The following is a 13,418-nucleotide window of genomic DNA, read 5'->3' as shown; positions in this document are numbered from 1 at the left end:
CATTAGCAGCCGTTACCGCAGAAACGGATATGTACTCGGTCTGATCCAACATCCTGGTCGGCCCCGAGGCTGCCATCGGGGGCAAGCCCCCTCCCACACTTGGAATGCGTTCTCCTGTGGGAGGGGGCTTGCCCCCGATAGCATTAGCCCAGGCAATAAATCACTTAAACCCGACGCCACACACTGGCCAACCAAGGCTGCTGCTCCCTCGGCAAACCCGCAGGTCGGTAATAATGCTCCAGCTCTTCAAACCCGGCCTCAGTCAGCAACCCTCGCCATGCCTCCAGATCGTGATAAGACCCATACCGCGGCCCGTTCCAACCTTCCCGGTTGTCACCCCGAGGATTGGAGCTGAACAGCACCCCACCGGGTTTCAACGCGCCGTGCAGTTGCTGGAGCACCCGTGGCAATTCCTGCTTGGGTATGTGAAACAGCACCGCATTGGCGAAGATCCCGTCAAAGCGCTCGGCAGGCAGGTCCAGTCTCAGGAAGTCCTGCTGCAACACCTCACAACCACTGTCTTCGCGCGCCATCTGCGCAAAGCGCTCGGAACCGTCGAGCCCCACGGCGATATGCCCCATGCGTGTAAACGTCTGCAAATCGCGCCCCGGCCCGCAGCCGAAATCCAGCACGGTAAACGGCGCCGTGCCCTGGAGATGCCGCAGCAGCGCATCGATGTTCTGGCTGACATCATGATCGCGGGTGCCTTCACGGAAGTCCTCGGCCACGTGGTTGTAATGGCCGAGGGTGGTGGCGGTGATCTGGTTGAGGTCTTCGGGCTTGAGGGTCATGACAGGCAATACCGGACGCTTGGATTCCCTGACTATACCTCACCGCTTGTTCAGTACCCGCGCCAACCGATCCCCGCCCAGTTGAATCACCGCCACCAGCACCACCAACAGCACAATCACCGTCAGCATGATCTGCGTATCGAAACGCTGGTAGCCATAGCGGTACGCAATGTCGCCCAAGCCACCGGCGCCAATTGCCCCGGCCATGGCCGATGAGTTGATCATGGTCACCAGGGTGATGGTGAACCCGCCGACGATGCCCGGCAGCGCTTCCGGCAACAGCACGTGCCAGATGATGTGCCAGCGCCGGCACCCCATGGCCTGCGCCGCTTCGATCAGGCCATGGTCGACTTCGCGCAGGCTGACTTCGGCGATGCGCGCAAAGAACGGCGTGGCGGCGATCGTCAGCGGAACCACCGCCGCCCACACGCCATAGGTGGTGCCCACGATCAGGCGGGTAAACGGGATCAGCGCCACCATCAGGATCAGGAAGGGAATGGAGCGGAACAGGTTGACGAAGGCGCCCAGCACCCGATTCAGCGTCGGTGCCTGGTAGATGCCGCCCTTGTCGCTGGTGACCAGAAACACGGCCAGCGGAATCCCCACCAGCAGGGCGATCAACGACGACACACCCACCATCAACAGGGTGTCGATGGCGCCCTGCACTAAACGATCAAACCACATGGCCCAGCACCTCCACCCGTTGCGCCCAGTTCGCGGCGCGGTTGCGCAGTTCTTCGGCGCTGTGCGGCGATCCATTCACCGCCAGCAGTAATTGCCCCAGGGCATGCCCCTGGATGCGTTCCACCCCGCCTTGCAGCAACCGCACGCGGCCGCCGAGGGCCTTGAACAGTGCGGCAAGGTCCGGCTCATCGGCGTCGCTGCCGGTGAACTGCAAGCGCAGCACCACGGCGGCGTCGGCGGACGTGGGAGTGGGGTGCAGACGGTTTTGCAGTTCGGCCGGCAAGCCGTGTTGCAAGGGGGCGAGCAGGGTTTGGCTGACGTCGTGCTGCGGATTGCCGAACACTTGCCACACCGGGCCCTGCTCGACGATGCGCCCGTGTTCCAGCACCACCACGCGGTCGCAGATGTCGCGGATTACCGCCATCTCATGGGTGATCAACACGATGGTCAGGCCCAGGCGCTGGTTGATCTCGCGCAGCAGGCCGAGGATCGATTGGGTGGTCTCCGGGTCCAGCGCCGAGGTGGCCTCGTCGCAGAGCAGGATCTCGGGGTCGTGCACCAGCGAACGGGCGATGCCCACGCGCTGTTTCTGCCCCCCGGAAAGCTGCGCCGGATACGCCTTGTGCTTGTCCTGCAAACCCACCAGTTCCAGCAGCTCACGCACCTTTTGTTCACGCTGCGGCTTGGGCACCCCGGCGACTCTGAGCGGCAATTCGACGTTCTGCCACACGGTCTTGGCCGACATCAGGTTGAAGTGCTGGAAGATCATGCCGATGCGCCGGCGCAACGCGACGAGGTGGTCTTCATCGAAGCCGCCGATATCCACCTGATCGATCAGCACGCGCCCGCTGCTGGGTTGTTCCAGGCGATTGATGGTGCGAATCAGCGACGACTTGCCGGCGCCGCTGCGGCCAATGATGCCGAACACTTCGCCACGCTGGATCGCCAGGTCGATGCCGTGCAAAGCATGCACCGTGCCGTCATAGGTTTTACCCAGGTTGATGAAGCGCACGTGGGCACGGTTCAGATCCGCATGCAGTTCGGTCTGCCGGGCGTCCCTGGGCGGTATGCCCAGGTCGCACAGTCGGGCATTGGCGGCGGTCATTTTTTAGCTTCCCAGCCGACTTGGTAAAGCTTGCCGAGGGATTTATCCAGGGCGGCGCGTACCACCGGCGAGTGCTGGTAGATGTCGACGAACTTGATCACCCGTGGGTCGGTCTTGCTCTTGGGCTGGATCACGAACTGGATCACGTATTCCGGGTGGTCCAGGCCGTCGAACAGCAACGCCGATTCCGCATCGAAGGTCTTGGACAGGCGGATGTACGCGGGGTAGCCCTGCACCAGGTCGGCGTCGTCATAGGCGCGCACCAACTGCACGGCTTCCACTTGCAGAATCTTGATTTTCTTCGGATTGCTGACGATGTCTTCTTCGGTGGCCTTGTAGCCCACGCCCGGCTTGAGGCTGATCAGCCCGGCCTTGGCCAGCAGCTGCAGGCCGCGCCCGCTGTTGATCGGGTCGTTGGCGATGGCCACGCTGGCGCCTTCGGGCAGGTCGTTGAAGCTTTTGTACTTTTTCGAATACAGCCCGACGTTGTTGATGATGCCCGGCGCATAAGGCACCAGGTCAAACCCGGCGGCAGCCTTGGCGTTTTCCAGGAAGGGAATGTGCTGGAAGTAGTTCACGTCGATATCGCCGGCAGCGAGGCTGACGTTGGGGGCGATCCAGTCGGTGAATTCCACCAGTTCCACTTTCAGGCCTTGTTTGCCGGCTTCTTCCACGGCCGCTTCCAGGGGAATGGCGAAGGCGGCGGTGGTGCCGACTTTCAGCGGCGCATCGACGGCGAATACGGCCGTGCTGAACAGTCCGAAGGCCAGGGAGAGCACTATTTTTTTCATATGAGTTTCCAATTGTAGGAGCGAGCTTGCTCGCGAAAAACTTGAGGACGCATCGGTAAACCAGATGCACCGCGTTATCGTTAACGGTCTTCGCGAGCAAGCTCGCTCCTACAGGGGTTAGTGTCGGTAGGTAGAGCCGGTGTGTTGTTCGGGTAAGCGAGCAGTGCCGTGGAAGACTTTTTCGCGCAGCGTGCCCTGCTCATATTCGGTTTTGTACGACCCGCGCTTTTGCAGCTCCGGCACTACAAGATCGATGAAATCCACATAGCTTTCCGGCGTCACGATGCGCGTCAGGTTGAAGCCATCCAGGCCCGTTTCGCTGATCCACGATTCCAGCTCATCGGCGACCTGCTCAGGCGACCCAACCAGCGTGATATAGCGCCCGCCCAATGCGTGCTGCTCGAGCAATTTGCGCCGGGTCCAGTCGTTGTTCTGCAGGTTTTTGGTGGCCGATTGGATCGCATTGCTCTTCACGTACTGGATCGGCTCGTCCAGCTCGTACTCGGAAAAATCGATCGCCGTGGACGCCGCAAAGTGCGCCACGCCGGCCTCGGCGCTGGCATAGCTGAGGTACTCGGCGTGCTTGGCCCAGGCCAGTTCTTCGGTCGCGCCGACGATCACGTTGAGGCCCATGAACACTTTGATGTCATCCGGATTACGCCCGGCCGCCACCGCGCCGGCACGCACCTTGTCCACCTGGATTCTGGTCGAGGCCTTGTTCTGCCCGCTGATGAACACGCACTCGGCATGACGCCCGGCGAACTGCAGGCCGCGCTCCGAACTGCCGGCCTGGAACAGCACCGGCGTGCGCTGCGGCGAGGGCTCGCACAGGTGATAACCCTCCACTTGGTAGAACTCGCCGTGATGCTCGACCTTGTGCACCTTGCCCGGTTGCGCATACACCCGCGCCTGGGGATCGTTGACCACCGCGTCATCTTCCCAGCTGCCTTCCCAGAGTTTGTACAGCACCTGCAGGTATTCATCGGCCTGGTCGTAGCGGCGGTCATGCTCGACTTGTTCGTTCAGGCCCATGGCCTTGGCGGCGCTGTCGAGGTAGCCGGTGACGATGTTCCAGCCCACGCGGCCACGGCTCAGGTGGTCGAGGGTGGACATGCGCCGGGCGAACAGATAGGGCGGCTCGTAGGTCAGGTTGGCGGTGAGGCCGAAGCCAAGGTTGCGGGTGACCGCCGCCATGGCCGAGACCAGCAGGAGCGGGTCGTTGACCGGCAACTGGATCGATTCTTTGAGCGGCACGTCGATGGACTGCTGGTACACGTCATACACGCCGACGATATCGGCGATGAACAAGCCGTCGAACAGCCCGCGCTCGAGGGTTTGCGCCAGGTCGGTCCAGTATTCGAGGGTCTTGTACTGGGTGGACGTGTCCCGTGGATGGGTCCACAAGCCGTGGTTGATATGCCCGATGCAGTTCATGTTGAAGGCATTGAGCAGGATTTTTTTCTTGCTCATCAGATCGTCCCCCGCAGCGGCGGGTTTTCGGCGTTGAGGTAGTAATTGCCCACGGCGTGATATTTCCAGCGCACCGGGTCGTGCAGGGTGTGAACCCGCGCGTTGCGCCAGTGGCGGTCCAGGCCGTGCTCGGCCAGGGTCGCCTGGCTGCCGGCCAGTTCGAACAGCGTGCTGCCGGCGGCGAGGGATATTTCGGTGCTCAAGGCGCGCACTTCGGCGACGGCGATGGAGGCGGCCGCGACGGTCTGGGCCGTGCTGTCGGCCTGGGCGCGATCGAGGAATTCGCCCGAGCGCTCGAGCAACGCTTCGGCGGCGTGCAGGCGAATGCTCAGGTGGCCGAAGCTTTTCAGCGTCAACGGGTCATCGGTGGCCTTGTCGCTGCCTGAGTCGATCCAGGGACGGGTCTTGGTGCGCACAAAATGCAGCGCATCTTCGAAGGCGGCGCGGGCGATGCCGGTGTCGATGGCGGCGTGCAGAATCTGCGCCAGGGGGCCGACGGTGGTCGGGCGTTCGAAGGCGCTCTGGAACGGCACCACGTCCCGGGCATCCACCCACACTTTGTCGAACACCACCGAACCGCTGCCGGTGGTGCGCTGGCCGAAGCCGCTCCAGTCGTCGATCACCGTCAGGCCGGCGCTGTCGCGAGGCACGAAGGCCAGTTGCTGGACACCGTTTTCATCCACCACCGAGGTGGGGATGCGTTGCGCGTAGATCGCGCCGGTGGCGTAGAACTTGCGCCCGCTGATGCGAAAACCCTCGCCGTCGCGGCTGAGGCGGGTCACGCGGTCATGGGCGGTCTTGGTGCCCAGTTCCGCCAGGGCGTTGCCAAAGCGCTGGCCGGCCAGCACGTCGGCGTACAGGCGCTGCTGCTGTTCGGGGCTGCCGTTGACCCGCAGCACTTCAAGGGCATAGAAATGGTTTTGCGGGATCTGGCCCAGGGAGGCGTCGGCCTGGGCAATCAGCGCAATGACCTTGGCCAGGGTGACGTTGGACACACCGGCACCGCCGTAGGCCTTGGGCACGCTGATGCCCCACAGGCCGGAGCGGGAAAACACGTCCAGCTCGGGCAGCGGCAGGCGACGTTCGCGGTCGCGCTGGGCGCTGTCGCGGCGCAGGTCTTCGGCCAGGTCGCTGGCGACAATAAGGGCTTGTTCATCGCTGGTAATAACCGCGACGTGATGGGAAAGCGTCATGTGTTCTCCAGAAGCTCGTGGAAAAAGTGTTCTGGGCGGTCAGATCCAGGAATGTCGAGCCGGCAACGTGCCGTTCAAGCGGTAGGCACCGATGGCGTGATACTTCCAGCGCACCGGGTCATGCAGCGTGTGGACCCGCGCATTGCGCCAGTGCCGGTCAAGGTTGAATTCGGCGAGGGTGGCGCGGCTGCCGGCCAACTCGAAGAGCTTTTCGCTGACCAGCAATGACACTTCGGTAGTGAGCACCTTGGCCTCGGCGACTGCGATAGACGCGCGGGCGGCGGACTGCGCGGTGATCGGTGCTGCGCTGACCTGGTCCAGTACCTGGCCGGCCTTGCGCAGCAGCGCCTGCGCGGCATGCAGCTCGATCTTCAATTTGCCGATATCGGCGATGACATACAGGTCGTCGCTGGCCCGTTCGACCTTGGCGTCGATCCAGGGACGTGAACGTTCACGCACAAAAGCGATGGTGTCCTCGAGGGCGCCCTGGGCGATGCCGGCGTCGATGGCGGCCTGGATCAGCTGCGAGACGGCACCCTGGATATTCGGGCTTTCGCCCAGGCGCCAGTTGTCCACCACCAACTCTGCGTCCACCGGTACCCGGTCAAGCAGTACGGTGCCGCTGGCGGTGGTGCGTTGGCCAAAGCCCGACCAGTCATCGACGATGCGCAACCCCTCGCTGCCACGGCGCACAAACGCCATGACTTGCTTGCCGTCATCGTTGAGGGCCTTGATGGCCACCCAATGGGCGAACAGTGCGCCGGTGGAGTAGAACTTCTGGCCGCTGACCACATACCCGTCGCCCTCGGCGGTGATGCGCGCCTTGAGCTCCAGGGTATTTTTCGTGCCGCGTTCCGGGCCGCCATTGCCGATGCGCCAACCCTCGAGCACGCTCTGGAACAGGTGCTTTTTCTGGCGCTCGCTGGCGGTGCTCTGCAGCAGGTGCAGGATGCCGAAATGGTTCTGCGGGATTTGCCCGAGAGCCGGGTCGGCCGCGCTGATGATGGCGAAGACCTCGGCCAGGGTCACGAACGAAACCTGCGGACCGCCGTATTCGCGGGGAATGGAAATGCTGCCCAACCCGCTGCGGGTGAACTGTTCGATCTGCGCCAATGGCAATTGGCGTTGCTGGTCGCGCCTGGCGGCTTGCAGGCGCGCGGCGTCAGCAAGCTCATGGGCGGCGCTCAGCGCCTGGGCGTCGTTGCGCAGCACGGTGGCCGGCAACAACAGCGGCGCTGCGTCCAGATCACTCTGGGGGGGTGTTAGAGCCAAGTTAGACATCAGCGCCGCTCCTTGGCTGCACGTAATGCCCTGGCGTTATGCACCGGGGTAATTCTGACCATACCGACCTCGCATTCAATGAAATGAAAACAGAAAATTCAGGAATGTCCGGTGGTCCGGTGCATATACCCTAAGCGTGTTTATTTTTTAAATAAACTAACTTTTAGGAATATGCATAGAAGGGTCGTCACCCCGGTTCGCAGGGGGAGCCGAAAGGACGAGGTCGATACGTGGCCTCGGCCCTGTCCGAGCTCGTGGGAACCCAGGCGGCGATGCGCAAGGTACGGGCCGGCGCCCAGCGCGAATTGTTGCCGACGCGATCCAGGATGCAGTACGTCACCTCCAGGCGGCAGTCGTCACCGCCTTCGATAATGACCGTCGAAGGCACCCACACCTGAACGGGCATGCCGACGCTCCCGGCCTGGATTTTCGGCAGATCCATGCGTACGTCACCCCAGCGCAGGGTGATGGCGTCGCCGCTGGCCATGTTCGCGTAAGGCTCGATGGACAGCGGAATACCGCGTTGCACCTGGCGACTGTTGACGCCGTGGCGGCGGATGGTTTCGGGCAGGCTGACGGGGGCCAGGTTCTGGTTTTCGTCGCTGTACAGGTTCGACGGCTGCCCGCCCGGGTAGTTGGTCTTGACCCGTACCTGGGTAGTGGCCGAGCGCGCCGGGCCGTGCCCGATCTGCATGATTTGGTAGTGAACCCGGGCCGGGCCATCCTGTACAAAGCTTTCCGGCACCCGCAGGTGGGTCGGTGTGCCGATTTTCCCGGCCGTCACCCGGCGTGAAGCGGCAAAGCAGTTGTTCCAGAACAGCTCGATCAGATCGCCTTCCTCCATGCCGGGGTAAGGGGCGATGTCGACCTGCAGTTGCGCGGCCGCGTGGGCACTGATGCCGTTTCGAACGGCCTGGGGCAGGGTGGGTGCGGTCAGCATGGCCGGGATAGTAGTGTGCGTCATAAGTGATCTCCTTGATGCAGCCAGCAGCAATCGTTCCGGGCCTTGGGCGCGGGTGCGCAAAGGGGCCGAAAGAACGATTCAGTGAGTAGCCGGGATAGGATCCAATCCTCTGGACGCTAGATAAGAGGGTTGCGCCGGGGGCGTCAATGGCGGCAAAGGGCTAAACGGCGGGTTGGCGACGATTCAGAAGGGTCTGACGGAGCGAGGGATTTAAAGGCGCTTATGACGGGGGTTTTTACGCGATGAGAGGGTAACCCGTTGTAGGAGCGAGCTTGCTCGCGAAGAACGTTAACGATAACGCGGTGAATCAGATTGACCGAGTTGCCTGGGCGTTTTTCGCGAGCAAGCTCGCTCCTACAGAGGGGGCGTCAGTGGGCGAGAAATTTGCTCAGGAACTGCCGGGTGCGCTCTTCTTTGGGGTTGGCGAACAGCGCCTTGGCTTCACCCTGTTCGACGATCACGCCCTTGTCGAAAAAGATCACGCGGTTGGCGACATCCCGGGCAAAGCTCATCTCGTGGGTGACGATCACCATGGTGCGGTTCTCTTCGGCCAGGCTGCGGATGGTCGCCAGCACTTCACCGACCAGTTCCGGGTCGAGGGCCGATGTGGGTTCGTCGAACAGAATCACCTCAGGCTCCATGGCCAGGGCCCGAGCGATCGCCACACGCTGTTGCTGACCGCCGGACAGGCGCCGTGGATAAGCCGCTTCCTTGCCCGCCAGGCCAACCTTGGCCAACAGCCTGCGACCCAGTTCGGTCGCGGCGTCGCGGGGCATCTTCTTGACCACGATCGGGCCTTCGATGACGTTTTCGAGTGCGGTGCGGTGGGGGAACAGGTTGAAGTTCTGGAATACAAAACCCACATGCTGGCGCAGACGTCGCACCAGGCCCTGTTGCTGGTTGAGCGGCCTGTTGCTGTCGATCTCGATATCGCCCACCTTGATACGGCCGCTGGTGGGTTCTTCGAGAAAATTCAGGCAACGCAGGAAGGTGGTCTTGCCGGAGCCGCTGGGGCCGATGATGGCTACGACTTCGCCGGCCTTGACCTCAAGGTCGATGCCGTTGAGCACCACCTGACCGTTGAATTGTTTGGTCAGTTTTTCAACCACGATCATGCTTCAAGACTCCAGGTCATGCCGGTTGACCCGGTCTTCCAGACGATTTTGCAGATGCGCCAGGATGCTCGCCAGGATCCAGTAGATCAGGGCTGCGGACAGATACATGGTGAAAATTTCGAAGGTGCGCGCCGAGACCAGTTGGGCCTGCCGGAACAGCTCGGGCACCTGGATGGTGGCGGCCAGCGCCGTGTCCTTGACCAGTGAAATAAAACTGTTGCCCAGCGGCGGCAGTGCGGTGCGCATCGCCTGCGGCAGGATGGCCCGGCGCAATGTCTGCGCACGGGTCATGCCGATACTCGCGGCGGCTTCCCACTGGCCACGCTCGATGGACGCGATGGCGGCCCGCAGGATTTCACAGGCGTAGGCGGCCATGTTCAGCGAAAAGCCGATCATGGCGGCCGGAATCGGGTCCAGCTCGATGCCCACTTGCGGCAAGCCGTAGTAGATCAGGAACAATTGCACCAGCAGGGGCGTGCCGCGAAAGAACGACACGTAGACCCGCGCCGTCCAACTCAGCAGCTTGAAGCGCGACAGGCGCATCAAGGCCAGGCCGAAGCCCAGCAGCAGACCGAAGAACATCCCGCCCAGGCTGAGGATTACCGTGTAATACGCGCCCTTGAGCAGAAAGGGCGCGGAGTCCAGCGCGAGTTGCAAACCTGCTTCCATTATTGAGTGACGTCAGCGTTGAAGTATTTCTCGGACAGCGTCTTCAAGGTGCCGTCGGCGCGCAGCTTGTCGAGCGCCTTGTTCACCGCGTCCAGCAACTCAGGCTCGCCTTTGCGCAGCGCAATACCCGATTCCTGGCGAGAGAAAGCGTCGCCTGCCGCGGCGGTATCCGGGGCTTTCTTGGCGTATTCCAGAGCGGCCAGGCGGTCGATCAGGATGGCGTCGATGCGGCCGATGCGCAGGTCCTGGAACTTGGTCGGGTCGTCGTTGTAGGTCTTGATGATGGCTTTAGGCTGGTTGTCCTTGAGCCATTGTTCGTAGTTGGTGCCCAGGCCTACGCCGACTTTCTTGCCGGCCAGGTCGTTGGCGGTCTTGATCGCGTCGACGTTTTTCTTCAGCACCAGCGCCTGAATCCCGGACACGGTGTAAGGCTTGGAGAAATCGTACTTTTTCTTGCGCTCTTCGGAGATGGTCACCTGGTTGACCACCGCGTCCAGGCGCTTGGATTCCAGGGCGGCGAGGATGCCGTCCCATGGGGTGGCCTGCAGCTTGACCTTGACGCCCAATTCTTTGGCCAGCGCCTCGGACAGCTCCACCTCGAAGCCGCTGAGCTTGCCGCTTTCATCGACGAAGCTGAACGGTGGGTAGGTGCCTTCCAGGCCGATCTTGATCTCGCCGGCTTTCTTGATGGCGCCCAGTTGCTCGCCGGCAACCGCCTGGCCGAGCATGCCTGCGCCAAGCGCCAGGCCCAATGTGCCGACCAGCAATGTGCGACGCAATACAGAAATAGTCATGAAGAGCCCCTATGGTTTTTTATGGTGAGCGAAGCCGCTGACGCAGTAGCCGTATCCTGCCTTAAAGCGCGGTGCGCGTCTTCGCCTTCGGCGCGATGATAAAGCGGGTTTTTAAGACTTGAAAATAATAAAAAATCAACTTCATATTCATATTTCGAATATGAAAGAGGTCAAGTGTGGGAGGGGGGCTTGCCCCCGATGGCAGTGGTTCAGCTACAGATTAGCTGACTGACCCACCGCTATCGGGGGCAAGCCCCCTCCCACATTCAGTCCGCGTTTATTCAGCTGAATACTGAGTCATAGGCAAACAGCGCCGGTGCCCCGCCCGTATGCAGGAAAATAATCGGCCCGTCCCCGAACCGCTGACGCCCGATGCCGTCCAGCAAGCCTGCCATGGCCTTGCCGGTATAGACCGGGTCGAGCAACAGACCTTCCTGGCTGGCCAAAAGTTTGATTGCCGACAACGTGCCCGCGTTCGGTTCGCCATAACGCGGGCCGAAGTATTCGTCCCACAGGATCACCTTGAATGCCTCGGGCACCTCCACGCCAAGCAGCTCGGCGGTGCGCTCGGCCAGGCCCTGTACTTTCGGGCGCTGGGCTTCGTCGGTGCGCGACACGGTGACGCCAATCACCGGCAGGTTCGGCAGCGCTTCGCTCAGCGCCAGCGCCAGGCCGCTATGGGTACCGGCGCTGCCCGAGGCCAATACCACCGCTGCAAAGTCGAGGCCGCTGTCTTCGATCTGCGCCGCCAGCTCCAGGCCGGCACGCACATAACCCAGCGCGCCGAGGGCATTCGAGCCGCCGATAGGTACCAGGTAGGGCTTCTTGCCGTTGCTGCGCAGGCGGTCGGCGAGGGCGTTGAGCTGGTCGTCGACATGGTCGAGGTTCTCGACCAGCTCAACCTTGGCGTCGAACAGTTCGAGCAACAGACGGTTACCGTTACCCAGGTAGTTGGGGTCGTCGGTGCCGGTAGGATTTTCCAGCAGGGCGACGCAGCCCAGGCCGAGCCTGGCGGCCAGCGCGGCGGTCTGGCGCACATGGTTGGACTGGATAGCGCCGGCGGTGACCAGCGTGTCGGCGCCCTGGGCGAGGGCATCGGCGGCCAGGTATTCAAGTTTGCGCAATTTGTTGCCACCCATGGCCAGCGGGGTGGTGTCATCGCGCTTGACGTAGATGTCCCTGCCCAACCAGGTCGACAGCCGCTCGAGTTTTTCCAGGGCGGTGGCGCCGCCCAACAGGTCCAGGCGGTTAAAGCGGTCAAGCTGTTGTTTGATCATGGCTACGCACGGTGGCTGAGTAATTGGACGACTATAGGCAGGCACTTTTCATCGGGCAACGGCCAATCGCTTATGTCGGATGGTTCTTGGCCTCATACCATTGGTTCTTAAGGATTGCCTGGGTGCATACCGTAAAGTGATGGCCATTTCGTCAGGAGTGAATACCGTGAGTGAGCGTTCCAGCCATTGGCAATTGCAGACCATCGTCAGCCAGCTGCGCAGCGCCCGGGACCAGTGGCGAACGCGCAACGGTCGCTTGAGCGGCGAACACGGTGGTCGCGAATTACCGTCGCGCGAGGCCGTGGCGCAGATTCTCGAAGCACTGTGCGGCGCACTGTTCCCGATGCGCCTGGGCCCGGTGGACCTGCGCGAAGAAAGTGAAGACTTCTACGTCGGGCATACCCTCGACGTCGCCCTCAACGCGTTGCTTGCCCAGGCCCGCCTGGAGCTGCGCTACGCCGCGCGTCAGGGTGGCCGGGATGACGGCCAGATCGACGCCGATGCCATTCGCCTGATCCAGGATTTCGCCCTGGCATTGCCGGCGTTGCGCAGCCTGCTGGACACCGACGTACTGGCCGCCTACCACGGTGACCCGGCCGCGCGCAGCGTGGATGAGGTGCTGTTGTGCTACCCGGGCATCCTGGCGGTGATTCACCACCGCCTGGCCCACCACCTGTACCGCGCCGGCTTGCCGCTGCTGGCGCGCATCAGTGCGGAAATCGCCCACTCGGCCACCGGTATCGATATCCACCCCGGCGCGCAGATCGGCCCGAGTTTCTTTATCGACCACGGCACCGGTGTGGTGATTGGCGAGACGGCGATCATTGGTGAGCGGGTGCGCATCTACCAGGCCGTGACGCTGGGCGCCAAGCGCTTCCCGGCGGATGAGGATGGGCAGCTGCAAAAAGGCCATCCGCGCCATCCTATCGTTGAGGATGACGTGGTGATCTACGCCGGCGCCACGATCCTTGGGCGGATTACCATCGGCAAGGGTTCGACCATCGGCGGCAATGTATGGCTGACCCGCAGCGTGCCGGCGGGGGCGAATATTACCCAGGCGAATTTGCAGCATGATGATGGGGCACAGAAGTAAAGAGTCGGCACAAATCCCCTGTGGGAGGGGGCTTGCCCCCGATAGCAGTCTGTCAGTTGATATAACTGGCACTGACCCACCGCTATCGGGGCATAGGTATCTACACAACTGCGTAGCACCCACCGTAACCACGATGCGAAGCGAGTCGCTCTTGATCTTGATCTGCTTTTGATCTCAGGCGCCCCGTTAAA

13 protein-coding genes are annotated in these 13,418 nt (G+C 62.3%); 1 reads left to right on the top strand and 12 read right to left on the bottom strand.

Annotated features, from left to right (window positions below):
* Positions 1-164 precede the first annotated feature (164 nt).
* The 12 genes from BFP90_RS10295 to BFP90_RS10240 form a co-directional block, all read right to left on the bottom strand.
* Complete coding sequence (locus BFP90_RS10295; RefSeq protein WP_065893808.1) at positions 165-791, bottom strand: class I SAM-dependent methyltransferase; 627 nt, start codon at positions 789-791, stop codon at positions 165-167.
* A 39-nt stretch (positions 792-830) separates the two neighbouring features.
* On the bottom strand, positions 831-1,475 hold the full coding sequence (locus tag BFP90_RS10290) for a methionine ABC transporter permease (protein WP_065893807.1): 645 nt from the start codon (positions 1,473-1,475) through the stop codon (positions 831-833).
* On the bottom strand, positions 1,465-2,580 hold the full coding sequence (locus tag BFP90_RS10285) for a methionine ABC transporter ATP-binding protein (protein WP_065896589.1): 1,116 nt from the start codon (positions 2,578-2,580) through the stop codon (positions 1,465-1,467). Before BFP90_RS10285 ends, BFP90_RS10290 begins: the two co-directional genes overlap by 11 nt.
* A complete protein-coding gene (locus BFP90_RS10280; protein ID WP_065893805.1) occupies positions 2,577-3,371 on the bottom strand; it encodes a MetQ/NlpA family ABC transporter substrate-binding protein in 795 nt (264 codons plus the stop codon). Before BFP90_RS10280 ends, BFP90_RS10285 begins: the two co-directional genes overlap by 4 nt.
* A gap of 117 nt (positions 3,372-3,488) precedes the next feature.
* On the bottom strand, positions 3,489-4,841 hold the full coding sequence (locus BFP90_RS10275; protein ID WP_065896588.1) for an LLM class flavin-dependent oxidoreductase: 1,353 nt from the start codon (positions 4,839-4,841) through the stop codon (positions 3,489-3,491).
* The gene (locus BFP90_RS10270) at positions 4,841-6,034 is read right to left on the bottom strand and encodes an SfnB family sulfur acquisition oxidoreductase (RefSeq protein ID WP_065893803.1); all 1,194 of its coding nucleotides are present in this window, start codon (positions 6,032-6,034) and stop codon (positions 4,841-4,843) included. Before BFP90_RS10270 ends, BFP90_RS10275 begins: the two co-directional genes overlap by 1 nt.
* A gap of 39 nt (positions 6,035-6,073) precedes the next feature.
* Positions 6,074-7,315: an SfnB family sulfur acquisition oxidoreductase gene (locus BFP90_RS10265; protein WP_065896587.1), complete on the bottom strand. Its 1,242-nt coding sequence runs from the start codon at positions 7,313-7,315 to the stop codon at positions 6,074-6,076.
* A 187-nt stretch (positions 7,316-7,502) separates the two neighbouring features.
* Positions 7,503-8,279, bottom strand: coding sequence for a hypothetical protein (locus BFP90_RS10260; RefSeq protein ID WP_065893801.1), 777 nt, complete (start codon positions 8,277-8,279; stop codon positions 7,503-7,505).
* Between the two features lie 368 nt (positions 8,280-8,647).
* Positions 8,648-9,394: an L-cystine ABC transporter ATP-binding protein TcyN gene (gene tcyN / locus BFP90_RS10255; protein ID WP_065896586.1), complete on the bottom strand. Its 747-nt coding sequence runs from the start codon at positions 9,392-9,394 to the stop codon at positions 8,648-8,650.
* A gap of 3 nt (positions 9,395-9,397) precedes the next feature.
* Positions 9,398-10,063, bottom strand: a complete 666-nt coding sequence (gene tcyL / locus BFP90_RS10250; RefSeq protein WP_032878420.1) for a cystine ABC transporter permease — start codon at positions 10,061-10,063, stop codon at positions 9,398-9,400.
* Entirely contained in the window at positions 10,063-10,857 is a 795-nt protein-coding gene (tcyJ, locus tag BFP90_RS10245) for a cystine ABC transporter substrate-binding protein (protein ID WP_065896585.1), read from the bottom strand. The genes tcyL and tcyJ overlap by 1 nt, the downstream gene beginning before the upstream one ends.
* A gap of 281 nt (positions 10,858-11,138) precedes the next feature.
* Complete coding sequence (locus BFP90_RS10240) at positions 11,139-12,134, bottom strand: D-cysteine desulfhydrase (protein ID WP_065896584.1); 996 nt, start codon at positions 12,132-12,134, stop codon at positions 11,139-11,141.
* Positions 12,135-12,300: 166 nt separating this feature from the next.
* On the opposite strand from BFP90_RS10240, the gene epsC reads away from it, so the two are divergent.
* Positions 12,301-13,227 carry a serine O-acetyltransferase EpsC gene (gene epsC / locus BFP90_RS10235; protein WP_065893798.1) on the top strand — a complete coding sequence of 309 codons (927 nt, stop codon included), beginning with the start codon at positions 12,301-12,303 and terminating at the stop codon, positions 13,225-13,227.
* The last annotated feature ends 191 nt before the right edge of the window (positions 13,228-13,418 follow it).

The organism is Pseudomonas sp. 24 E 13 (assembly GCF_900004715.1).
In the GTDB taxonomy this organism is placed as follows: Bacteria; Pseudomonadota; Gammaproteobacteria; order Pseudomonadales; family Pseudomonadaceae; genus Aquipseudomonas; species Aquipseudomonas orientalis_A.
Note: the sequence above shows the minus strand (reverse complement) of the source record. Positions and strands in the feature narration are given on the sequence as shown.

Bases quoted from the DNA above. Each gene is read 5' to 3' on its own strand.
- BFP90_RS10260 (WP_065893801.1), bottom strand. From the start codon at position 8,279: ATGACGCACACTACTATCCCGGCCATGCTGACCGCACCCACCCTGCCC.
- BFP90_RS10290 (WP_065893807.1), bottom strand. From the start codon at position 1,475: ATGTGGTTTGATCGTTTAGTGCAGGGCGCCATCGACACCCTGTTGATG.
- BFP90_RS10265 (WP_065896587.1), bottom strand. From the start codon at position 7,315: ATGTCTAACTTGGCTCTAACACCCCCCCAGAGTGATCTGGACGCAGCG.
- tcyL (WP_032878420.1), bottom strand. From the start codon at position 10,063: ATGGAAGCAGGTTTGCAACTCGCGCTGGACTCCGCGCCCTTTCTGCTC.
- BFP90_RS10275 (WP_065896588.1), bottom strand. From the start codon at position 4,841: ATGAGCAAGAAAAAAATCCTGCTCAATGCCTTCAACATGAACTGCATC.
- tcyJ (WP_065896585.1), bottom strand. From the start codon at position 10,857: ATGACTATTTCTGTATTGCGTCGCACATTGCTGGTCGGCACATTGGGC.
- BFP90_RS10270 (WP_065893803.1), bottom strand. From the start codon at position 6,034: ATGACGCTTTCCCATCACGTCGCGGTTATTACCAGCGATGAACAAGCC.
- BFP90_RS10280 (WP_065893805.1), bottom strand. From the start codon at position 3,371: ATGAAAAAAATAGTGCTCTCCCTGGCCTTCGGACTGTTCAGCACGGCC.
- BFP90_RS10285 (WP_065896589.1), bottom strand. From the start codon at position 2,580: ATGACCGCCGCCAATGCCCGACTGTGCGACCTGGGCATACCGCCCAGG.
- tcyN (WP_065896586.1), bottom strand. From the start codon at position 9,394: ATGATCGTGGTTGAAAAACTGACCAAACAATTCAACGGTCAGGTGGTG.
- BFP90_RS10240 (WP_065896584.1), bottom strand. From the start codon at position 12,134: ATGATCAAACAACAGCTTGACCGCTTTAACCGCCTGGACCTGTTGGGC.
- BFP90_RS10295 (WP_065893808.1), bottom strand. From the start codon at position 791: ATGACCCTCAAGCCCGAAGACCTCAACCAGATCACCGCCACCACCCTC.